At 66.1% G+C, this 20043-nt stretch carries 22 protein-coding genes, 1 tRNA gene and 1 pseudogene; 9 read left to right on the forward strand and 15 right to left on the reverse strand.

All coding sequences use genetic code 11. From position 1 onward, the window contains the following. The 5 genes and pseudogenes from Q0Q23_RS17070 to Q0Q23_RS17090 all read right to left on the reverse strand — a co-directional run. Window positions 1-231, reverse strand: a pseudogene (locus tag Q0Q23_RS17070) (protocatechuate 3,4-dioxygenase subunit beta); the annotation flags it as partial. A gap of 38 nt (window positions 232-269) precedes the next feature. Further along, complete coding sequence (locus tag Q0Q23_RS17075) at window positions 270-1433, reverse strand: 4-hydroxybenzoate 3-monooxygenase (protein WP_295126886.1); 1164 nt, start codon at window positions 1431-1433, stop codon at window positions 270-272. Between the two features lie 158 nt (window positions 1434-1591). Beyond that, window positions 1592-1957: an META domain-containing protein gene (locus Q0Q23_RS17080; RefSeq protein WP_295126889.1), complete on the reverse strand. Its 366-nt coding sequence runs from the start codon at window positions 1955-1957 to the stop codon at window positions 1592-1594. Window positions 1958-1996: 39 nt separating this feature from the next. Then, window positions 1997-2752, reverse strand: a complete 756-nt coding sequence (locus Q0Q23_RS17085) for an IclR family transcriptional regulator (protein WP_295126891.1) — start codon at window positions 2750-2752, stop codon at window positions 1997-1999. A 49-nt stretch (window positions 2753-2801) separates the two neighbouring features. Next, window positions 2802-3395, reverse strand: coding sequence for a dihydrofolate reductase family protein (locus tag Q0Q23_RS17090; RefSeq protein WP_295126893.1), 594 nt, complete (start codon window positions 3393-3395; stop codon window positions 2802-2804). 165 nt (window positions 3396-3560) lie between these two features. On the opposite strand from Q0Q23_RS17090, the gene Q0Q23_RS17095 reads away from it, so the two are divergent. Continuing rightward, on the forward strand, window positions 3561-3815 hold the full coding sequence (locus Q0Q23_RS17095) for a hypothetical protein (RefSeq protein ID WP_295126896.1): 255 nt from the start codon (window positions 3561-3563) through the stop codon (window positions 3813-3815). 28 nt (window positions 3816-3843) lie between these two features. On the opposite strand, the gene Q0Q23_RS17100 is transcribed toward Q0Q23_RS17095, so the two are convergent. The 7 genes from Q0Q23_RS17100 to Q0Q23_RS17130 all read right to left on the reverse strand — a co-directional run bounded on the left by Q0Q23_RS17100 (window position 3844) and on the right by Q0Q23_RS17130 (window position 11197). Then, window positions 3844-4209, reverse strand: coding sequence for a hypothetical protein (locus Q0Q23_RS17100; protein ID WP_295126899.1), 366 nt, complete (start codon window positions 4207-4209; stop codon window positions 3844-3846). Window positions 4210-5109: 900 nt separating this feature from the next. Continuing rightward, window positions 5110-5829 carry a ThuA domain-containing protein gene (locus tag Q0Q23_RS17105; RefSeq protein WP_295126902.1) on the reverse strand — a complete coding sequence of 240 codons (720 nt, stop codon included), beginning with the start codon at window positions 5827-5829 and terminating at the stop codon, window positions 5110-5112. Next, window positions 5826-6923 (reverse strand): Gfo/Idh/MocA family protein, encoded by a 1098-nt coding sequence (locus Q0Q23_RS17110; protein ID WP_295126905.1) that lies wholly within the window; start codon window positions 6921-6923, stop codon window positions 5826-5828. Before Q0Q23_RS17110 ends, Q0Q23_RS17105 begins: the two co-directional genes overlap by 4 nt. 57 nt (window positions 6924-6980) lie before the next feature. Continuing rightward, window positions 6981-8081 (reverse strand): glycoside hydrolase family 15 protein, encoded by a 1101-nt coding sequence (locus Q0Q23_RS17115; RefSeq protein ID WP_295126909.1) that lies wholly within the window; start codon window positions 8079-8081, stop codon window positions 6981-6983. Next, window positions 8078-8923 (reverse strand): carbohydrate ABC transporter permease, encoded by an 846-nt coding sequence (locus tag Q0Q23_RS17120; protein ID WP_295126912.1) that lies wholly within the window; start codon window positions 8921-8923, stop codon window positions 8078-8080. The genes Q0Q23_RS17115 and Q0Q23_RS17120 overlap by 4 nt, the downstream gene beginning before the upstream one ends. Then, entirely contained in the window at window positions 8920-9873 is a 954-nt protein-coding gene (locus Q0Q23_RS17125; RefSeq protein WP_295126946.1) for a carbohydrate ABC transporter permease, read from the reverse strand. The genes Q0Q23_RS17120 and Q0Q23_RS17125 overlap by 4 nt, the downstream gene beginning before the upstream one ends. A gap of 22 nt (window positions 9874-9895) precedes the next feature. After that, the gene (locus Q0Q23_RS17130) at window positions 9896-11197 is read right to left on the reverse strand and encodes an extracellular solute-binding protein (RefSeq protein WP_295126915.1); all 1302 of its coding nucleotides are present in this window, start codon (window positions 11195-11197) and stop codon (window positions 9896-9898) included. A gap of 7 nt (window positions 11198-11204) precedes the next feature. On the opposite strand from Q0Q23_RS17130, the gene Q0Q23_RS17135 reads away from it, so the two are divergent. Continuing rightward, window positions 11205-11426, forward strand: coding sequence for a hypothetical protein (locus Q0Q23_RS17135; protein ID WP_295126918.1), 222 nt, complete (start codon window positions 11205-11207; stop codon window positions 11424-11426). A 24-nt stretch (window positions 11427-11450) separates the two neighbouring features. Continuing rightward, entirely contained in the window at window positions 11451-12599 is a 1149-nt protein-coding gene (locus Q0Q23_RS17140) for an ROK family transcriptional regulator (protein WP_295126921.1), read from the forward strand. Between the two features lie 391 nt (window positions 12600-12990). Here Q0Q23_RS17140 and Q0Q23_RS17145 read toward each other — a convergent pair whose 3' ends face one another. Both Q0Q23_RS17145 and Q0Q23_RS17150 read right to left on the reverse strand, forming a co-directional pair. Next, window positions 12991-13779 carry a hypothetical protein gene (locus Q0Q23_RS17145; protein WP_295126924.1) on the reverse strand — a complete coding sequence of 263 codons (789 nt, stop codon included), beginning with the start codon at window positions 13777-13779 and terminating at the stop codon, window positions 12991-12993. Next, window positions 13779-14609: a hypothetical protein gene (locus tag Q0Q23_RS17150; RefSeq protein WP_295126927.1), complete on the reverse strand. Its 831-nt coding sequence runs from the start codon at window positions 14607-14609 to the stop codon at window positions 13779-13781. The genes Q0Q23_RS17145 and Q0Q23_RS17150 overlap by 1 nt, the downstream gene beginning before the upstream one ends. A 124-nt stretch (window positions 14610-14733) precedes the next feature. Between Q0Q23_RS17150 and Q0Q23_RS17155 the strand changes: the two genes are divergently transcribed. The 6 genes from Q0Q23_RS17155 to Q0Q23_RS17180 all read left to right on the forward strand — a co-directional run bounded on the left by Q0Q23_RS17155 (window position 14734) and on the right by Q0Q23_RS17180 (window position 19805). Continuing rightward, window positions 14734-15153 carry a plasmid replication, integration and excision activator gene (locus Q0Q23_RS17155; protein ID WP_295126930.1) on the forward strand — a complete coding sequence of 140 codons (420 nt, stop codon included), beginning with the start codon at window positions 14734-14736 and terminating at the stop codon, window positions 15151-15153. A gap of 90 nt (window positions 15154-15243) precedes the next feature. Next, on the forward strand, window positions 15244-16575 hold the full coding sequence (locus Q0Q23_RS17160) for an FtsK/SpoIIIE domain-containing protein (RefSeq protein WP_295126933.1): 1332 nt from the start codon (window positions 15244-15246) through the stop codon (window positions 16573-16575). Next, window positions 16556-16912: a hypothetical protein gene (locus Q0Q23_RS17165; RefSeq protein WP_295126937.1), complete on the forward strand. Its 357-nt coding sequence runs from the start codon at window positions 16556-16558 to the stop codon at window positions 16910-16912. Before Q0Q23_RS17160 ends, Q0Q23_RS17165 begins: the two co-directional genes overlap by 20 nt. Then, a complete protein-coding gene (locus tag Q0Q23_RS17170) occupies window positions 16909-18426 on the forward strand; it encodes a replication initiator (protein WP_295126940.1) in 1518 nt (505 codons plus the stop codon). Before Q0Q23_RS17165 ends, Q0Q23_RS17170 begins: the two co-directional genes overlap by 4 nt. 45 nt (window positions 18427-18471) lie before the next feature. Continuing rightward, complete coding sequence (locus tag Q0Q23_RS17175; RefSeq protein ID WP_363316266.1) at window positions 18472-18657, forward strand: helix-turn-helix domain-containing protein; 186 nt, start codon at window positions 18472-18474, stop codon at window positions 18655-18657. Further along, entirely contained in the window at window positions 18654-19805 is a 1152-nt protein-coding gene (locus Q0Q23_RS17180) for a site-specific integrase (protein ID WP_295126943.1), read from the forward strand. The genes Q0Q23_RS17175 and Q0Q23_RS17180 overlap by 4 nt, the downstream gene beginning before the upstream one ends. 159 nt (window positions 19806-19964) lie before the next feature. On the opposite strand, the gene Q0Q23_RS17185 is transcribed toward Q0Q23_RS17180, so the two are convergent. Next, window positions 19965-20037 (reverse strand) — tRNA-Arg (locus Q0Q23_RS17185). Window positions 20038-20043 lie beyond the last annotated feature (6 nt).

The raw sequence follows: 20043 nt of genomic DNA on the forward strand, positions 1-20043 counted from the left end.
CGTCAGGTCGCTCTCCTCGGCCGCGACGTCCGTGTGTCCGAACGCCGGCGACACCAGCTCGATCTCCTCGGGGTCCGCACGCACCAGCTCATGGGTGGGGTGCCGCAGTGTGGAGCTGCGGTACGGTGCGAAGTCGCGGAGCGGATGCGCGGGCAGCGGCCCTGCGGCCGCCGCGGCGGCGTGCACCTGGGCGATCTCGGCGTTGATCCGGTCTTGTTCCGTGTTCGTCATCTGCTTGCTCTCCGTCAGAGTCGCTGTCGGGACGTGCCTCAGAAGGGAAGGCCCGCGTACTGCTCGGCGAGGGCCGCCTGGGCGTGGCGCGATCCGGTCGTGTATTCCAGCTGGCCCAGCTGGCTGCGGTAGCGGAACGCCCGGGCCGAGGGGTCGTCGACCTCGCGGTGCACGTGGAGCATCTCGGTCATCCACTGGGAGAACTGCTGCACCTTCCACTGGCGGGCGAGGGCGGCTGCGCTGTAGCCCTTCAGCCGCGCATCGTCCCCGCCGAAGTGCGCGTCCAGGGCCCGGCCGAGCAGTGCGACGTCGGCGATCGCCGAATTGAGCCCCTTGGCGCCGGTCGGCGGAACGATGTGACCGGCGTCGCCGGCGAGGAACAGCCGCCCGTGCTCGAGGGTCGATGCGACGAAGCTGCGCATCGGGGTGATCGACTTCTCGGTGATGGCGCCCTCCCGGAGCGTCCAGCCCGGGACGCTGAGGCGGGTCTGCAGCGCCTCCCAGATGCGGTCGTCTGACCAGTCGTCGATCGACTCGTCGGGATCGACCTGCAGGTAGAGCCGCGAGACCTCCAGCGAGCGCATGGAGTGCATCGCGAAGCCGTCGGGGTGGAGGGCGTAGATGAGATCGTCGGTGGACGGGGCGACGTCGGCGAGGATCCCGAGCCAGGCGAAGGGGTAGCTGCGCTCGAACGCCCGGACGCCCGGGATCGCCGGTCGGCAGACCCCGTGGTAGCCGTCGGTTCCGATGATGAAGTCGCAGTCGATCCGCTCGCCGGCGTCGGTCGTCACATACGGCGCGTCGGTGTCGACGCCATGCGGGACGACCCCGGTCGTCTCGAACCGGACGTCGGACCCGAGGCGGTCGTGCTCGGCGAGCAGGTGCCGCACGAGCGCCTGCTGGCCGTAGACGGTGACCGTGCGTCCCACGAGGTCGACGAAGTCGAGATGGTGGCGCTGCCCCTCGTACTGCAGGTAGATGCCGTGGTGGGTGAGACCGCGTTCGGCGAGGTCGCTGTCGAGCCCGAGCTCCCGCAGGATGTCGACCGAGCCCTGCTCGAGGACGCCGGCGCGGACGCGACCCAGCACGTACTCGCGGCTCTTCTGTTCGAGGATGACGAATCCGACTCCTGCGCGCCGGAGGATGTGGCCGAGCAGGAGTCCTGCGGGCCCGGCCCCGATGATGGCGACCTGGGTACGCATGTTCCGCCTTTCGCGTCGGTGGGAAGGTCGTCCCAGTTTTCGCCACCGCCGCTCGCGCAACAGCCGATTTTCCACTGGATGGAAAAGGAATCGCGTCGGCTCACGGAGCGTGACGATGTTCCACCCAGTGAGAGTCGCTCGTCCGGAGGATCACCCGGTCACCGGCGCGGCAGCGAGCCGATCTTCGTGCCGTCACCCCGATACACGATCAGCGACTGGCCGTCGACCTTGGCGGTGACGGCGAGGTTGAGCCACGGCGTGACGCCCTCGCACGCCATCAAGGTCGAGGCGAACGGCCCGAAAGTGAAGTCGGCGCCCGAGATCTTCCCGTCTCCCTTCATGGCATTGCAGCCGTCGTTGCCATGCCACGAGCCGTCGGACTCGATCGTGAGCGACGGCCGGCCCGCCGTGACGGTTCCCCAATCGCCTGCCGGGGAGGCCGCCGCGGACGACGCGCATCCGGCCAGGGCGGCGAGCACCACGGCCGCCGCGAGCGCTGATCTGATCGTTCTGTGCATCACCATGGGTCGAAGGTATCGGTGCGCCCTGGTCGCGGAACAGGCTCAACGGCCGGAGGCGAGCGCTGCGGAGATCCCACGCGCCGCCATGCGAACGCCGAGGGCGAACTGCGGCTCGTCTGCGCGTTCGGCGTGCGCGATGATCGACACCGCGGCCACCACGTCACCCGCCGTGTCGCGCACCGGCGCCGCGATGGAGAACGCCCCCCGCGTCAGCTCCTCCACCGAGCGCGACGCCCCGGTCGCGCGGATGCTCGCCAACCGGGCGCGAAGCTCCCTCTCGCTCGTGAGCGTGTTCGGCTGGAACTTGCGCGGGTGCTGCGCCAGCACCTCCTCCAACGTGCCCGGCGGTGCGTACGCCAGGAGCACCAGGCCGACCCCTGTCGCATGCAGCGGAAGGCGCGAACCCACGTCGCTGATGACACGGATGGCGCCCGGACCCGACAGCCGCTCGAGGTAGACCGCGCCGAGCCCGTCGCGCACGGCCAGGTGGACGTGTTCGCCCGTCGCCTCCAAGAGGTCGTCCAGGTAGGGACGTGCAGCCTCCCGCAGCTTTCGCGCTGTGGGCTGACGCGCGCCGAGCCGCCACAGCTTCATACCGACGCGGTACCGGCCGTCGTCGCCGCGCACCAGGCCGCCCCAGGCGACCCACTCGGCGAGCAGTCGATGCGCGGTGGAGACGGGCAGCCCTGCCCGCCTGGCGACCTCGCTGAGGGTCAGCTCGTCGCCGCGCTCGAAGGCGTCCGCGATCGCGAAGACGCGCTCCGCGACGCTGCGGTCGTCCTGAGCTCCACCGGCCATGCGGTCAGCCTATGACGACAGCGGCGGCGGGGTGGCGGCGTCCGCCGCCTCAGCCTGCCGCCCTGCGGTAGACATTGACCACCACACCCGCGCTGGTCGACCGTGAGTCGACCAGCGCAAGCCTCGAGTACGGGAAACCGTCGCCGAACAGCTTTTTTCCGGTGCCCAGCACGAGCGGGTGCACCAGAAGGCGATACTCGTCCACCTGATCGTGCTCGGCCAGGGTGCGGATCAGGCCCGTGCTCCCCCACACCCGGATCTCCCCTCCCGGCTCCGCGCGCAGGCGATCGACCGCCGCGGGTACGTCCGGGCCGAGGAGGTAGGAGTTCTGCCAGCCGACCTCGCTGAGCGTTCGCGACGCGACGTACTTGGGGATGCGGTTGTAGCGGCGCGTGAGCTCGCCCTGGAACCCCTCCTCGTCCTCACTCCAGACGCCCCACGAGGAGGCGAAGATCTCGTAGGTCCGGCGCCCGAGCAGGAGGGCCTCCGTGTTCTTCTCCCACTCCTGCACGATGCCGTCGTCGTCGTAGTCGAACTGCCACCCGCCGTAGGGGAAGCCTCCCGCGACGTCCTCCTCCGGGCCGCCCGGCGCCTGGGCGACGCCGTCGAGGGTGACGAACGACTGCACCACGATCGACGACATGACGCGACCTCCTTGTCGATGAGGCTTCCCCACCCGTCTACACCCGCACCGGGACGGCCGCAACCGTGCCTTCCGCCGCGGCCTGCTGACCCTCTAGCCGGGATCCCGCCGCCGAGGAGGAAGTGGGGGTTTTGGCAGCGGAGCAGAACGGGTAGGACGGAAGACATGGACACCGTGCTGGCCGTGCTCGAACGTGGCGACATCGCCTACGAGATCGAGTTCGAGCGGACGAGCGAGCCTCCCTTCGAGTTGCGCGTGCCCTCCCACATCGGAGGCGCGGCAGTCGTCGACGTCTTCGATCTGGTCGACTCCAGCGAATGGCCTGTGCTGCTGCGCTATGCGTTCGCGGAGTGCGTTCCGGCCGTGATGGGGTCGCCGGACGACCTCGACGCGGACGACCTGGGCGACGTCGAGTTGTGAGAACGACCGGGAGCCGATGCCCGGCGCGTCAGAACAGGAACATCTGCCCCAGTACCAGCACCAGGATCAGGAAGATCACGACCACCGCCCCGATGATGACGAGGGTGCGCGCCGACATCCTCGCGATGCCGAAGCCCACGATGAACGGCAGCGCCAGGCAGCCCAGCGCGATGATCCACCAGAAGGCCTGGAAGCCGGCCTGAGACGCCGACGCGAGCCGCTCGCCGAACAGCTTCTGCGTCGCCGGGTGCGTCGCAAACGCCACGCTCGCCGAGAGCGGGTAGGCGATGAGGACGGCCGTGATCAGCCCGGCGAAGGCGCCCCACATCCCCCGATGAGCGCCCAGGTGCAGCGTCTCCTCCTGATGCGGTCCCTGCTTGCTCTTCGTGCTCATGGCGCACAGCATAACCAGCGGCCTCCGGTTTCGGGCAGGCCCCGGATCGCGGGCCGCACGCCGCGCCGAAACAGGGTCGACTGTACGGTCTATTCCGCGGTTACCCTGGAAGAGTCACCGGCGCGCACGCACGCAGTTAGGGGGCGTCTCGAGCGCACCGGGGTCTTACCCGATGTCGTATGGGAGTGGGGACTCCGCTCCCATACGGCCGGGACGGGCCAGGAGCGGAAAGCGAAAACCCCGGCGCGAGCCGGGGTCTTCGTCACTGTCTCAACCAGAGTGCGCCACGAGGGATTCGAACCCCCAACCTTCTGATCCGTAGGCAAAGCGGCGGCGTCCGCATGCGTCCAAGATCGGCGGAATTCCGCGGGTATTCGTCCGCTGGTGTCGCCGGGGACGCACCCGTATCGCGGCGGGTTGCTGTCACGGTTGCTGTCAACTGAGCGGCCAGGTCTTTCGGGACTCGGCCGCTCAGCTGTGAGCGATAAGTGCGTCTGATCCGTCGAATCGGAGCTCTTGCCGGTGGTGCGCTGCGGGCTGTGCGACGCGAGCTTGCGAACAGAGAGCGCGGCCCGCGGCGCACCGCGCGGCGGAGCCGCGCTTGAGTCAGTACGGAAAGTTCTCACCGAACGGGCACGCGGGTCCGGTCGTGTTCCGAAGTTGCGGCATGTGAGCTGCGGCAGGCTTGAGATGCAGCCGGGTCAAGGGTCGAGCGAGCTCGATCGCATAGCGACGCGAAGCGCCCTTGACGCGAGCGGGGACGTTCATGTCCCAGCCTGATCCACTGCCCGAGAAACCCCGTTCCTCGGGGCTGCCACCCGGCGAGGACGCTCTGTGAGTCCATGCCGAGCAGCCACGCGGTTTACGCCTAAGACTGAGCCTCGCCTCCGCTTGTCGTCGTCATCGGGTGATGACGGGGGCCGGATTGCCGAAGTTGGACGACCATGCCACCTGGGGTGCGGCCCAGCGCACGCCGTTGGCGATCACCCGCTGGACCTGCGGGTTGTGGTAGGTCGGGTAGGTCTCGTGCCCGGGGCGGAAGTAGAAGATCTTCCCGGCGCCACGGCGGTAGCAGGCTCCGCTGCGGAAGACCTCGCCGCCGCTGAACCAGCTGATGAAGACGAGCTCATCCGGGGTCGGGACCTCGAAGTGCTCCCCGTACATCTCCTCGCGCTCGATGATGAAGCGCTGGCCGATGCCCTCGGTGATCGGGTGCCCGGGCGCAACGTTCCAGAGCACCTCGGTGTCGTCGGCCTCGCGCCAGATCAGGTTGCACGTGGTGCCCATGAGGCGCTGGAAGATCCGCGATCCGTGCCCGGAGTGAAGCACGACGAGCCCCATGCCCTCGAGCACGCGTTGCTGCACCCGATCGACGACTTCGTCTGCGACGTCCTCGTGGTGCAGGTGGCCCCACCAGATCAGGACGTCGGTCGACGCCAGGGTCTCGACGTCGAGGCCGTGTTCGGGGTCGTCCAAGGTCGCGGTGCGAACCTCGTCGATGCCGTGCGCGCGGAGCGCAGAGGCCAGGGTGGCGTGGATACCGTCCGGATAGATCGCGGCGACCTCGGGGTCGTTCTTCTCGTGGCGGAACTCGTTCCAGACGGTGACTTGCAGGCTCATAGTGCTTCTTTCGTGTTGGACTTGTTGATGGTGTCGTCAGATGCCGCATCGACGGCATCGAGTTGGACGACGGTCCCCGCGCGCGACGCCGCGATCGTGCCGAGCGTGAGTAGGAGGGTGTTGATGTTGTCGCGGGCATGGGTCTGAGGCATCCGCGACTCACGCCGCGCCGCCGCGAACTCGGCGATCGTCCCGACCCGGTCGAAGTAGGGTCGGGACGGCAGCGCGACGTTCTCGATTTCACCGTCGCGGTGATGGATGACCAGTTCATCCGCGGTGGTTCCGCTGTCGTCGCGGCCTGTCCATTCGATCGTCCCGTTTTCGCACTCGAGCACCCACTCGCCGGACCACAGGGTGGGTCGCGCTGTACTCACCCAACTTCCGCGGTAGTCGACGACGAGATCGTCGCCGAAGACCACCTGTGCTATGGCCGAGGCCGGGTCGCGGAATCGGCTCCAGCTGGGATTCCATGCGGCTGCTGCGACCGAGCGCGGCTCGCGGCCCAGAACGAACCGCATCAGGTCGAAGTGGTGCACCGACATGTCCATGAGGAGCGGATCGGGAAGGACGTAGTGGCTCCAGCCCTCTGGTTCTGCGGTGTTCGCGTACTTGCGGAAGGACACCGAGACGGATCCGACCTCACCGAGAGCCTTCGTTCGCACCAGCTCCGCCGCCTTCTGCGCAGCGGGGTAGAAGCGGTAGTTCTGGCTCACGACGAGTTGGCGCCCGGCGGCGTCTGCAGAGTCGATCATGCGGCGCGCCTCGGCCAGAGTCGGCGCGAGCGGCTTCTCGACGATCACGTCCTTGCCCGCCTCGAGCGCCTCGATGGCGACCGAGGCATGGTGTGGAAGCGCGGTCGTGACCAGGACGGTGTCGGCATCCGTCGAGCGCAAGGCCTCCGAGAACGAGTCAAAGCACATCGACTCCGCGATCGCGGTGTCGTCGCGCAGCGCCGCAAGCATTGCCGGCGCCATGTCGACATAGGCTTCGGTGCGGACCAGCTTGGGGTGCTTCAACAGCTCGGCCGCCCAGGATCGGCCCCAGCCGCCCAGCCCGACCTGGATCAGACGAAGGGGTTCGGACTCAACTGACACGGGCATCTCCATCAACATCAGGGGTGGGTACTACCACAGATGAGGCCTTGCTCAGGATCAGCTCCATTGCGAGACCGACCCGTTCAGCAGCAGCAGGTACTTCGCGTGCGACCACAGCAGCGGGTCGGCGACAGGCCCCCAGCGCTTCTCCCACTGCGCGACGAACTCAGGCAACTGAGGTTCCGAGGTGACCTGCTCGGGCAGGGTCCCCGCGGGCGAGACGGCGCCCTCGACCCAGTCGACCGCGCGGCGGTGGCCGGTCTCGTCGCCGTTCACCCGGTCGTGCCAGCCGAGCCAGGCGGTCAGGAGCACCCAGGGGCTACCGCCGTAATAGTCGTCGCCGAGGTAGCGGCGGATGCCGCCGCTCGGCGAGGCGAGCTCGGAACGCATGCGCTCGATCGTCGCCGCCATCACCGGGTCGTCCGCGGGGAACAGGGCGAACGGGGTCGCGAGCGAGACGAGGCTGCCGTCGACGCGGGCGTCCTCGGGGCCCTTCACGAACACGCCGTTGGCGACGCAGTTCGTCGCGATGAACCCGACGATCTCGTCGGCCGTCGCGTCAAAGCCGGGATCGCCCAGCATCCGCGCCGCGCCGCGCAGACCCGCCGCGAGCGCGGCGAGCGTCGAGGTGTGCACGCGGTTACCGAACTCCTCCCAGTAGTCGTAGCAGGGAGTGCGCCAGGCCGCCGCGATGTAGCGGGCGGCGAGGCGGGCGCCCGGAACGAACTCGGCGGGGACCGCCGCGCCGTAGAGCGAGTGCAGCGCGAATAGCCACGTGCCGTAGCCGTCGAGCTGGAAGTTGGGCCACCCGTTCTCGTGGTCGCCCTCCTCGGTGCCGTCGAGGCGGTAGCGCGTGGGTAGCCACTCGGCGGTGGCGACGGACTCGCCGGCGTCCAGCGCGGCGACGATCTTCTCGACACGCTCCGCTCGCGCCTCGATGACGCCCGCGATGAAGGCGTGGAAGCGTACGACGGACTCGTGCTCGCCGATGGCCTCGAGGGCGAGAGCGCAGTAGGCGCCATCCCGCAACCAGCCGAAGCCGTACTGCGAGAACGTCGGGCAGGCTACGTAGGCACCGGACGGTGCCTGGCCGTCGAGGAGCACCGTGCGGCTCACCTCGCGCACGTCGATGGTTTGGGTGGTCTGGATCTGGGTCAACTCTTTACTGCTCCTGCTGCAAGGCCGGCGACGAAGTGTCGCTGGAAGATGATGTAGACGATGAAGACCGGGACCATCGCGATCATGGATGCCGCGAAGACCAGGCCCCAGCTGGTCGAGTGCTCGCCCTGGAAAAGCGCAATCGCAATCGGCAGGGTGCGCACATTGGGGTCGTTCAGCGTGGTGAGGGCCCACGCGTACTCGTCCCACGTGCCGAGGAAGGCGAAGATCGTGCACGTAGCAAGTGCGGGCTTCGCCAGCGGCAGCACGAGGTTCCAGTAGCGGCGCCAAGCGCTCGCACCGTCCACGAGCATCGCCTCGTCAAGTTCACGGGGAATCGACTCGAAGAAGCCCGAGAGTAGAAACGTGTTGAATCCGAGCGCCGAGCCCACGTAGAAGGGCACGAGGCCCTGCAGCGAGTTCAGCAGGTGCAGGTCCCGCGCCAGCAGGAACTGCGGAATGATCAGCATCATCGTCGGGATTGTGAGGCCGACGATGATCGCGACGAAGAAGAAGCGCTTTCCCGGGAAGTCGAACCTGCTGAAGCCGTAGGCCATCATCGACGACGCGAAGACGATCAAGAACGTGCTCGCGATCGACACTAGGGTCGAGTTCAGGAAGAACAGGCCGAAGTGGTTCGCGCCGAGCGCGGTGACGTAGTTCGCGAGGGTTGGGTCCTTCGGGATGAGCTGCAACGGGTCGTTAAGGATCCATGAGCGCGACTTGAATGACGTCGACAACATGTAGAGGAACGGGTAGATCATCACTGTGCCGACGACCGTGAGGATCGCGTATCGGATGACGTAGTCGGTGATGCGCCTCCAGCGCTGGACGACCATCATGCTCCCTTCGTGCGGCTGCGCGTCCAGGCGTACTGCGCCGCGGACAGGACGAGCACCAGGATCGTGAGCGCGAACGAGATCGCCGATCCGTAGCTGAAGTTGTAGTTGGCGAAGGCCTGCGTATACATGTAGGTCAGCGGCACCTGGGTAGCGTTGTTCGGGCCGCCGCCCGTCATCAGCAGGACCGAGATGAAGACCTGAAACCCGCCCATAATGAGCAACAGGACGACAACAAGGGTCGCCGGGCGGATGGCAGGTAGGGACACGTTCCGGAACCGGGACCACGCCCCTGCGCCGTCAAGCGCCGCCGCCTCATGTAGCTCGCGGGGGACTGCCGTCAGCGCAGCGAGGAAGATGAGCATCGACCAGCCGACGCCCTTCCAGATACCCAGGGTGGCGATCGACGCCAGTCCCGTCCAGCGGTTCCCCAGCCAGTCGACATTGTGAGGTGCGAGGTGCAGGACGTTCACGAAGACGGCGTTCGCGAGGCTGTCATCAGACCCGAAGATGTACTGGAACAGCAACGAGACCACCACCCAACTGGTCACGACCGGCAAGTAGAAGATCACCCGGAACACCACGCGCCCGGGTAGCTTGCTGTCGAGCAGTACCGCGAGGCCCAGGCCGATCACGATCTGGAGTGGGACCGTGGCGGCGGTGTAGAAGACCGAATTCACCACCGAGTCGAGGAACACTGGGTCGTGGATGAGTTGGAGATAGTTAGCGAACCCCACCCACGGACTGGGCTGCCCAGGAACGATGTTCCAGTTGCGCATGCTAAGCAGGAAGGTTTGCACGGCTGGGTAGAGCACGATCAGCGTGTAGAGGCCGAACCCGGGAAGCACGAAGGCATAGGCGACGTAGGAGACGCGGCGCCGGCGGCGCCCGGCAGAAGAGGTCCTCTGCCGGGCGCCCTCGGGCCGCTCCACGACCGACCGCTCCGGAGTCATGGTGGTCACGAGCGGGCTCCCGTCACTTGGAGTACTTGGCGAGGAGCACGTCGGTCTGGCTCGCCGCGCTGTCCATCGCCTTCTGAACCGTGATCTGACCCTTGAGAGCGGACGTGATCTCGTTTTGCAGGATCGTGTCGATCTGCGTCTCTGCCGGCGTCACCGGGCGCGGCTTGGCGTCCTTGAGCTGCTTCTGGAACGGCGCATAGTACGACTGGATCGTCGTCAGCTGGCTGCCGAGGTTCGAGAGCACGGGCATCTGACCGACCTTGGCCATCGCGAGCTGCGCGGCGGGCGAAAGGAGATAACGCATGAACTCAGCCGCGGCGTCCTTGTTCTGCGAGGACTTGGTCAGCACGACATCCTCACCGCCGACGACGCTGACGCTGCCGGCCGCGCCCGACGGAACCGGCGCCGTCTGGATCTGGAACTTGGGATATTGCGACTGCAGGATGGGGAAGGCCCACGGGCCGTCGAGAAGGCTCGCGTACGTGCCCTTTGCGAGGCCATCCTCGGTGCCAAGGCCACCGGGGGTACCCAGCACGATGTTCGGGATATACCCCTGCTTGTACATGTCGACGAACTCCTGAACGACCTTCACCGTGGTCGGGCTGTTCATGTATCCCGTGGCCTTGGTGTAGCCGGAGTTCGTGATGTCGCCGCCGGCGCTCCAGATGAAGGGAAGAACGTTCCATCCACTGGTGCCGCCGTCGGCGTAGACGTAGTCACCCTTGGCCTTGAGCGCGGCACCGTCGGCCATCATCTGGTCGAGGGTGGTCGGAGCCGCAGTGATGCCGGCGTTCTGCAGCGTCTGCTGGTTGTAGAGCATCACACGGGTGTTCGTGTCGAGCGGCAGGCCGTAGTAGTGACCCTTCCACTTGTTGGTGGCGAGGCTGCCCGGGTAGGTTTCGCCAGCCAGCGTCTTGAAGTCGGGCATGTCCGTGTCGAGGGGCTCGAGCACGCCGAGGTTGGCGAGTTCGGGGACCCAGATGATGTCCGCACGTACCAGGTCGGGCAGCTGGTCGCCTGCGACAGCGGTCACGAGCTTCTGATGCAGGTCGTTGTACGGAACGGCGACGTCCTTGACGGTGACGCCGGGATGCAGCTTTTCAAACGCCGGGATGATGACCTTCTCGAGGGTCGAGACCTCCGGCGAGTCCGAGCTGTAGGCGTCCCAGAACGTAACCGTCCCCGAGATCTTCTTAGCGCCGGCCGACGCCAGCGGTGCGCTCGAGGCGCTGGTCGCCCCCGAGGAACAACCGGTGAGCAGGAGTGCTCCCGCGGCAAGGGCCGCGGCTGCGGCGATCGTGACTTTGTTCTTCACTGTGGTAATGCCTTTCTCGAACGGCGTTGTTCGGCATGCGCAGGCATGCGTACTAGGTGTGAGACGGAGCTCAGCTGAATTGCGGCGCGAGGCGGATGACCTGCACCGCCAAGTGGTTGTTTCCACAACAGAAATAATCATTACCGAAAAGGCTCCGAAGGCGCAAGTTCATGGCATGATTATTTTTGTAACGGAACGGACACAACGCTCGAAGCTGGCGTTAGCCTGAAAGCCCACCGAAGAAAGTGAACGTGTGAGCATCGAATCAGCCACCTGGACCGCGAGACCTGCTGCTTCGCGGGATGTCGCGCTCGAAGTCCTCCTCCATGGTCCGATATCACGCAGTGAAATCGCCCGGAGGCTCAAACTCTCGGCCGGCTCGTTGACCCGGTTGAGTACGCCCCTCGTCGAGGATGGGCTCCTCGTCGAGATGGGGGAATACCAGGACGGACGAGCGGGACGCCCGTCACGCCCCCTGGATATCAAACCCGACTCGCGGCACTTCCTCGGCATGAAGCTCACCGGAGAAAACCTCCAAGGGGTCGTCACAGACCTTCGCGCAGCGGTCCTGTACTCGATTTCCCGAAGCCTGCCCTCTCGGGCGCCTGACGACGTCGCCGATGCGATTGCCATTCTCGTGAGCGACCTGCTTGAGGTCGCACCGGATGCAACGGCGCTGGGAATCGGCCTCGGCGGCCGCATCGCGGAGGACGGAACGGTGTGCAGCGCGCCGTTTCTGGACTGGACAGATGTGCCGCTCCGAGCAATGGTCGAGTCGCGGTGCAACCTACCGACCGTGGTGCAAAACGACGTTATCGCCTTCACCGAGGCCGAGCACTGGTTCGGCGCGGGCCGCGGCCTCGAGCGTTTTGCGGTCGTGACGCTCGGAGCCGGCACCGGGTACGGGCTGGTCGAGCACGACGCGATCGTCTCGAACGACGACGCCGGTATCGGACTGGTCGGGCACTGGCCCCTCGACCCGCTCGGCCCACTCTGCCCCGCCGGTCACCGGGGATGCGCGCACAGCGTGCTCACGCAGCCGGCGATCACGGCGGCGGTCTCGTCGGGGGTCGGGCGCAAGGTCGACTACGCCGAGGCGCTGAGCCTCGCGGAGGCCGGCGACCCGGCCGCGCGGCGCGTCGTCGACGACGCGGGCCTCGGTCTCGGCCGCCTTCTCGCCGCCATCGCGAACCTGACCATGCCGCAGCGCATCGTGCTCGGCGGCGAGGGCGTGCAGTTGTTCGATGTCGCGTCGGATGCCGTGCTCGAAGGCATCCGCCGCGATCGCGACCCCCGCGCCGCCGACCTTGACATCGTCACTACGCCCGGCGACGATGTCGAATGGTGCCGCGGCGCCGCCGTCATTGCGATCCAGACCTACGTGCTCGGAACTGCCATCTGACCTGGAAAACGCCGCTGATAATCGACGCGCGCTAGCGCAGCACCTCGTCCGCCTGCCGACCATCTCGGCCATCGTGACAGCCTTTCCGTACCAGTCCGGGTGTTGCTTGATGTCCTTCTTCTCATCCGGCTCTTCTCCGGCCACCGCCCCTGCGTGTGGGGGCGCCTAACCAAAGGGCACATGCGGCGGACCGCTTGGCCGAGGGCGGCGGAGTGGTGGACTTCGGGCGCATAGTTGCGCTTCCAATAGGGCTCCGATGCAGTCAGCTCGGTAGGCCCTGTGCACGCTGGTGGATTCGCGGCCCAACTTAGTCAGGGCTAGCCAGCGCACGTAACTCGGCATTTACCGCGGATCGCTTGGCTTGCGGAGGCAATCGAACGGCGCAATTCAATTAGAACGTGATTGCGGCTATCGCCTTATCGTCGTGGCGTTTTGCGCGTGGTAGGTGGACGCCGTCGGGGTCGACATCAGCTTCCCAGCCGTCCAGGTAGGCGAGCAATTGGGTCAACGTTTCGGAGTTGTGCGCTGAAACGCTTTCCCAGTAATCGAGGCCGAGGCGGACCATGGGTCGATATACGCCGTCAGTTGCCAGCACCGCCCAATGACCAGAGTTGATGGCGAATGCTCCCACTGCCGCTCTCGTTGCCGCTCTCGGATCAGCCTCCGCGATCCAGTAGCCTCCATCCCGATTCCGATACTCCGCTTGTTTGGCTTGTAGTTCTCGCAGGTATTGGCGGTGTCTCTGGTCAAATCCGCCCCCGCTAGCGAGGCGTTCGCGATAGCGAACACGCTCGATCGTGGCGACTTCGGCGATTCGGTCGTCAAGGACGATCGCGGTGGGAGTGACGAGCTGCGTGTCTCCGAGGACCAAGAAGTCGACGCTTTGGTCGCGCTGTCTGACGATGGCGACTGTGCTGGATGGCGATCTGCCGGCTTCCAGCTCGAGTTCCCGAGCTGTCTGTGCAATCCCGTCGGCAAGTGCGGCGGTCAGCTCTATGGCCGGCTGTGTGGTCAGGGACTCGACCAGGTGGCCGCCGAGCGTGTCGACGTACTGGTCGGGAGTGACAGGAGCCGGGACGAATGCAGTCGCTCCGTCGAGCATGATCACCGCTGACGGCGTGACAAAAATGCGGTCCTGCGACGATCTCGCTTCGGGCAGCATCGCCGTTTCGACGCGCATCAGTCGCCCCATACCAGCGGCAGTTCCAGCGCCTCGGTGCGCGTGATCGTGAGTCCCTTGTGGTCGCTGGCCACGATCAGTGAGAAGTCGCGTGGTGCGGTCGCCTGGTAGAGATCCGCCGCGTGCTGCGTCAGATACTCGACAGCGCCAAGCGAGCCGATCGCGTGGATGCCCGCGACATGCGTAATCGTTCTTGTTCCCTCGGTGCGACGTGCGACGTAGGCCGTGTCGGATGCTCTCGTGCTCGCCTCGTCCAGTGGCGAGCGGTAGCGCTCAATCGTGGCACGGTTCTCGATGAACCAACCGGAACCGTCCTCGGTCATTGTGAGACGCGGGTCCGACGCGAAGAGCTGCGCAACCGCGGGCGACGACTTCGGACCACAGATGACGAACAAATCCCCTTCGGGCAGGTGGTGATCCTCCGGACCGAGCTGAGCGACGCGTGTTGCGAATCCGAAGGACTCGAGTAACTGCTTGGCGAGCTCGCCCGCGGCCACATCCTCAGCTGCCAGTAACGGACGCTCGCGGTCGGTAACCTGATACCGGAACGGCAGGACGATTGTCACGGGACCGACCCCGAACAATGGGCGAGCTCGGCTCGGCGCCGATGTCCGGATCTGTGTGACGCGGCCTTTCGTAATGCCAATCGCTGTGGCGATCTGGCTGTACGGCATCCCAAGCTGCTCGTGTGCTTCCTCAAGCGCCTCATGCCGAAGTCGCGCAAGTTCGGTCGACCGCTGTTGATACACGGCGAGCAACTCCGTGGCACGCCGGCCCCGGCTTACCGGGTCTGGGTCGCGTCGCACATCTGCGAACTCGTCATAGGACACTCGCCAAGTTTAGGGGTCTTGACGTCGGTTTGCGAGAAAGCTAGCCTCAGGTTTAGGCCCCTAAATCAAATACAGGTTCGCGCTCGCGACCTGGGTTTACCGGTCTAAACGAAGGGATTGCATCATGGCTATTTCAAGGCGTTTTGGAATCACGAATGAGACGGCGTTTCCGAAGGGCGCCTTTCTGCGTGGCGATGTCGAGCCGGTGACGGACTTCAACGGCGCAGCGCTCCCGGACGGAAGCAAGCCACAGCAGCGGGACAAGGAAACGGGGCTGCCGATGTGGCAGTGCACGGTGATCGACATGGATGACGATGCGTCCCGGAAGGACATCGGCGTTTCGGTTAAGTTCGCCTCAGCGACGATGCCGGAGGTGCCGAAGAACAACACGCCGTTTCCGTGGACTCCGGTGCGATTCGAGGGCTTGTCGGCACTGCCGTATGTCGATGACTCCGGCAACCGGCCGCGTATCGCCTGGTCGTTCCGTGCTGAAAAGATCGCGCCAGCGCACAACACTGGCAAGGCCGAGCCGGGAGCGGCGTGAGTCATGGTCAGCTCGCGGTCGAAGGATCCGTTCGGCTCGGATGACACAGACGAGCTCTTCACGGTTCTGTTCCTGCTGATCGCCAAGTGCATGTGGGGCATGATCCGCCTGTGGGTCACGCTGATCAGGTGGGCAGTGCTGTTCCCCCTGATCAGCGTCCCCGTGCTCGCCACTCTGGTGGCTCTGTACATCTACGGCCCGTGGGCGGCCCTCAAGGTCGTTGCGGCATCAGCGGTGCTGCTTTTGCTCTGGTGGATGGTGTGGCCGCGCGTGTTCCGTCGCGCGTTCGTTCGGCCGCTGAGTAAGCGGTGGCGTTCCTGGCACACGTACCGGTCGCGGTGGGCTCAGGTGTGCGCCCTCCTCGGCCTTGCCCCGGTGTTGGATAAGGAGCCTGTGGTTCCTCGACTGCGTCGCGTACGGATTGGGCAGTCGATGGACGAGCTGCGCGTAGACCTGGTGTTCGGGCAGACCCTCGCTGACTGGTCGATGCGCTCCGAAGCGCTCGCTCATGCTTTCGGCGTGCAGTCGGTCACGGTCTCTCTGATCGGTCCGGGGCGGGTCCGGGTGAGCCTGCGTCGCCTCGACGACCTGCGTCAGTCGTTGCCACTGCCGACGCCAGCTGGAACCCCCGACCTCGGAAATCTCGTCATCGGCTCCGGTGAGAACGGGGCAGCGTGGACGGTTCGGGTTCTCGGTCGCCATGTCCTCGTTGCGGGGCTGATGGGATCGGGCAAGGGGTCGGTGGTGTGGTCGATGCTCTCCGCTCTGGGACCTGTGATCCACGACGGGACGGTGCAGGCGTGGGTGATCGACCCCAAGGGTGGGATGGAGTTTGGCCAGGGGGCAGCCTTGTTCTCGCGGTTCGCGTACGACACCGGCGAGGGAGCCTTGGCGCTGTTGCGGGATGCCGCCGCCACGCTCACCCGGCGGGCGAACGCGCTCCGCGGCACCTCACGGCAACATGAACCCACCCCAGAGGATCCCCTGATTCTCGTCGTCATCGACGAGCTGGCCTCGTTGGTGGCGTATCAGACCGATCGGAAGGTCGCCGCCGAGGTCAGCCAGCTTCTCGCGCTGATCCTCTCTCAGGGCCGCGCGGTCGGGGTCTCCGTCGTCGCCGCCGTCCAAGACCCATCGAAAGAGGTCGTCAACCTGCGGCAACTGTTCCCGATCCGGATCGGGCTGCGATTCGCCGAAGCGGCCCAAGTCGACATGATCCTCGGCTCCGGGGCACGAGCCGCCGGCGCGCTGTGTGATCAGATCCCGGACGCGCTGCCGGGGGTCGCTTACGTGATGGAGGACGGGCACGCGACTCCGACACGTGCGCGGGCGTTCCATGTCACCGACACCGATATTGGACGCTTGGCCCGGACCTACGCGCCCCCGGTCGTGATCGGAAGCGATGATGCGCAGCACGAGTGAGCTCGGTATCGAGCTGTTCGACGGGATGCACCACTTGAGTATGGCCGTCACTGGCAGAGTGGTCCCGGCTGCGGAGGCGTGCGAGATCCTCTCGAATCTCGAGGCGGCCGGTGGCTACAATCTCGCCGAATTGCTGACCCGATTGGCGCAGGGGATCGAGCGATCCTTTCAGACCGCGGAGGCCGCCGATCCCGCCGTTCGCGGACGCCTTGTGGCCGCTCTGACACGGAAGGCCGCTGACCACGCGCAACAGATCGCGCTCTGTCTCGAGGCGGCCTATTGCGAGATCGCAGCTTCACAGGTTGCTGAGTCGGGTGCGGAGGCCGAGGCAGCATGAACGGGCGCGCCGGGGCCGAGGGGGGCTTCTGGGGTCACGACCCAGAGGTTCCCCTCGACCTCGGCGCACTGTCGGCGGAAGCGTTCGACTCGATCACCGAACGGCTCGCAGACAAGTCCATGCCCGCGCTCGCGGACACCCTCGCGAAGGTCGGAAACTGCTCCCACCCGATCCGACTCCGCGGTGCCGCCGACACCTTCGACGGGACCACTGGTGAGCTGGTCGAGTCGTTCAGCTCGCAGGATCAGCCGTTCGGGTTGCTGTTCAAACCGTGCGGAAACCGGCGCGAAGACATCTGCCCCGCCTGCTCCCGGCTCTACGCCCGCGACACCTTCGAACTGATCGCCACAGGCCTGCATGGCGGCAAAGGCGTGCCCGAGTCGGTCAAGTCCAACCCGCTTCTGTTCGTCACCCTCACCGCCCCATCCTTCGGGGCCGTCCACACCACACGCAGCGGGAAGCCCTGCCGCCCCCGGTCAAAGTCGGGGCCATGCCAGCACGGGCGCCCCGCGGGGTGCTGGGCAAAGCACGACGACCACGACCCGGAGGTTGGCGCTCCCCTGTGCGCCGATTGCTACGACATTGAAACGGCGGCGATCTGGCAGTGGTTCGCGCCGGAATTGTGGCGCCGCTTCACCATCGCACTGCGCCGCGAGCTCGCGGCTGAACTGCATGTACCCGCCACGAAGCTGGGCACAGTCGCGCGGCTCGAGTACGCCAAGGTTGCCGAGTTCCAAGCCCGCGGCGCAGCGCACTTCCACGCCCTGATCCGCCTCGACGGCCCGGATGGGCAGGGATCGCCGGCTCCCGCGCCCGCCTCTGAGATCGAGCAGGCGGTGCGAGCTGCTGCCGCTGCCGTGCTGGTGACAGCTCCACCCGTGGACACAGATGACACCGCACGGCTGCTGCGGTTCGGGCACCAGGTTGATGTGCGCACCGTGCGCCACGGCGCGATCGCAGGCGATGAGGTCACAGCTGAACAGGTGGCGGCGTACCTCACGAAATACTCGACCAAGTCAGCCGGATTCGACCCGAGGAAACCGCGCCTCCACCTCCTGCAGCTCGCACACACCTGCCGAATACTGGCGGCCCGAGCCTTGACCGACTGCGAACACGGATGCGCCCACGCCGCCGACGAACACCGCGGGCGGCTCTGCGACGACTGCAAGAAGAGCACATACGGCCTGCTCGGTCGCTGGTCGGGCATGCTCGGCTTCCGCGGCCACTTCTCCACCAAATCGCGCCGCTACTCCGTCACTCTCGGCCGGCTGCGCCGAGCCCGCCGCCGCTTCCAGCAATGGAACAGAGGCTCGGCACGGCATGGCCGCCCACTCGACACCGCTGAGCTTGAAGCACGGCTCATGGCCGATGAAGACGAAGAGGCCACTTTGGTCATCGGTTCCTGGATATACCAAGGCACAGGCTGGCTCCGCGACGGCGACAAAGCCCTGGCAGATGCCGCCGCCGCACGCGCACGCGAACATGCGCAATGGAAAAGCGGCAGGGCCGCCTGACGGTAACAACACAATCAATCAGCACGAGAGAGAAAGGCGAGAACGATGGACAAGTTGATGCTTACGCCGGAGGAAGCGGCCGAGGCTCTGGGGGTTGGCAGGTCGACGCTGTACGACCTGCTGCGGTTGCAAGAGATCCCGTCTGTGAAGATCGGGCGAAGTCGACGCATTCCTGTGTCGGCGCTGCGCGACTTCGCCGAACGACTGGCGACGGCGACGGTGGCCCGGTGAGCAAGAACGCGAACGGGGAAGGCTCAATCTATCAGCGCAACGATGGCCGGTGGGTCGGGGCGACCTATGTCCTTCGGCCTGACGGCTCACGAAAGCGGCGGCAGGTCTATGGCCGGACGCGCGGGGAAGTGAGCACGAAGCTGCGGCACCTGATCGAGCAGACAGCGCAGGGCATTCCTGCCTTCACCGGCGATTGGACTGTGGACACGTATGCTGCGCATTGGCTCGATTCGACTCGTGGGACGCTGCGGCCATCGACGCACTCGAACTACGCGTGGATGCTGCGCAAGTACATCCTTCCGACGCTTGGACGGATCAAGCTCATATCGTTGACTCCCACTCACGTGCGGCACTTGCACGCGGTGGTCGCCGGGACTGGGGTCTCAGCACGGACTGTGCAGCTCGCTCACGCTGTGCTGCGCTCAATGTTGTCTGATGCGGTCCGGGAGGAAGCGGTGAGCCGAAACGTTGCGAGCCTGACCCGTTCGCCGCGCCGGGAGAAGGTCGAAACGAAGCCGTGGTCGCCTGAGGAGGTGGAGACGTTCAGGGTCGCCACAGAGTCGCATCGGTTGGCTCCGCTGTTCACCCTGGCCTACGGCTTGGGGCTTCGCCGGGGCGAGATTCTGGGGCTGCGCTGGTCGGATGTCGACTTCAGCAATCGCCTGATTCATGTCCGACACACGATGCAGCGGCTCGGTGCTGGAACGGGTCGCGTGTTCGGGCCGCCCAAGACGCAGCGGTCGCGTCGGACTGTCCCCATGCCCGCGATGGTCGTTGCGGCTCTTGAGCGTCAAAGGCAGCAGCAAGCTGAGGAACTGCGACATGTGCCGGGTGAGACGAACACCTACGACCTGGTGTTCACGACGTCCATCGGCACGCCCTTGGAGCCGACGAACCTGCGGCGTGACTTCGATGCGCTGATCGCGAAGGCTGCGGTGCGGCGCATCCGGTTCCACGATCTCCGGCACACGTGCGCATCCTTGCTCATGGCCCAGGGCGTGTCGCCGCGAGTGGTGATGGATGTGCTCGGGCATTCGACGCTGAGCGTCACGATGGACCTGTACTCGCACGTGATGCCAAGCGCACTCCTCGACGCCTCGCGGGCAATCGATTTGGCTCTGGGCACCGTTGAATCCGAGGCGAGCTGATGGCCCTCGCTAAGGGCCTTGTCCGGGCGGGTTGCTGTCACGGTTGCTGTCAAACGCGCTTCAACGCTGTCCGATCGTGCGTCGTGGAGGCAAAGAAAAACCCCGCTGCTTCGGCGTTTTGCCTGTTCAGCGGGGTTTTTGTTACTGTCTCAACCAGTGTGCGCCACGAGGGATTCGAACCCCCAACCTTCTGATCCGTAGTCAGATGCTCTATCCGTTGAGCTAGTGGCGCATGACC

The sequence above is a fragment of the uncultured Leifsonia sp. genome (assembly GCF_945957465.1).
Taxonomy (GTDB): domain Bacteria; phylum Actinomycetota; class Actinomycetes; order Actinomycetales; family Microbacteriaceae; genus Leifsonia.

Excerpts from the sequence above, each read along its gene's own strand:
- Q0Q23_RS17085 (WP_295126891.1), bottom strand. The coding sequence starts at position 2,752 with ATGGCCGGTGGAGCTCAGGACGACCGCAGCGTCGCGGAGCGCGTCTTC.
- Q0Q23_RS17165 (WP_295126937.1), top strand. The coding sequence starts at position 16,556 with ATGATGCGCAGCACGAGTGAGCTCGGTATCGAGCTGTTCGACGGGATG.
- Q0Q23_RS17090 (WP_295126893.1), bottom strand. The coding sequence starts at position 3,395 with ATGTCGTCGATCGTGGTGCAGTCGTTCGTCACCCTCGACGGCGTCGCC.
- Q0Q23_RS17135 (WP_295126918.1), top strand. The coding sequence starts at position 11,205 with ATGCCTTTCTCGAACGGCGTTGTTCGGCATGCGCAGGCATGCGTACTA.
- Q0Q23_RS17145 (WP_295126924.1), bottom strand. The coding sequence starts at position 13,779 with ATGCGCGTCGAAACGGCGATGCTGCCCGAAGCGAGATCGTCGCAGGAC.
- Q0Q23_RS17125 (WP_295126946.1), bottom strand. The coding sequence starts at position 9,873 with ATGACTCCGGAGCGGTCGGTCGTGGAGCGGCCCGAGGGCGCCCGGCAG.
- Q0Q23_RS17080 (WP_295126889.1), bottom strand. The coding sequence starts at position 1,957 with ATGGTGATGCACAGAACGATCAGATCAGCGCTCGCGGCGGCCGTGGTG.
- Q0Q23_RS17100 (WP_295126899.1), bottom strand. The coding sequence starts at position 4,209 with ATGAGCACGAAGAGCAAGCAGGGACCGCATCAGGAGGAGACGCTGCAC.
- Q0Q23_RS17155 (WP_295126930.1), top strand. The coding sequence starts at position 14,734 with ATGGCTATTTCAAGGCGTTTTGGAATCACGAATGAGACGGCGTTTCCG.
- Q0Q23_RS17170 (WP_295126940.1), top strand. The coding sequence starts at position 16,909 with ATGAACGGGCGCGCCGGGGCCGAGGGGGGCTTCTGGGGTCACGACCCA.
- Q0Q23_RS17160 (WP_295126933.1), top strand. The coding sequence starts at position 15,244 with ATGTGGGGCATGATCCGCCTGTGGGTCACGCTGATCAGGTGGGCAGTG.
- Q0Q23_RS17175 (WP_363316266.1), top strand. The coding sequence starts at position 18,472 with ATGGACAAGTTGATGCTTACGCCGGAGGAAGCGGCCGAGGCTCTGGGG.
- Q0Q23_RS17075 (WP_295126886.1), bottom strand. The coding sequence starts at position 1,433 with ATGCGTACCCAGGTCGCCATCATCGGGGCCGGGCCCGCAGGACTCCTG.
- Q0Q23_RS17095 (WP_295126896.1), top strand. The coding sequence starts at position 3,561 with ATGGACACCGTGCTGGCCGTGCTCGAACGTGGCGACATCGCCTACGAG.
- Q0Q23_RS17120 (WP_295126912.1), bottom strand. The coding sequence starts at position 8,923 with ATGATGGTCGTCCAGCGCTGGAGGCGCATCACCGACTACGTCATCCGA.
- Q0Q23_RS17105 (WP_295126902.1), bottom strand. The coding sequence starts at position 5,829 with ATGAGCCTGCAAGTCACCGTCTGGAACGAGTTCCGCCACGAGAAGAAC.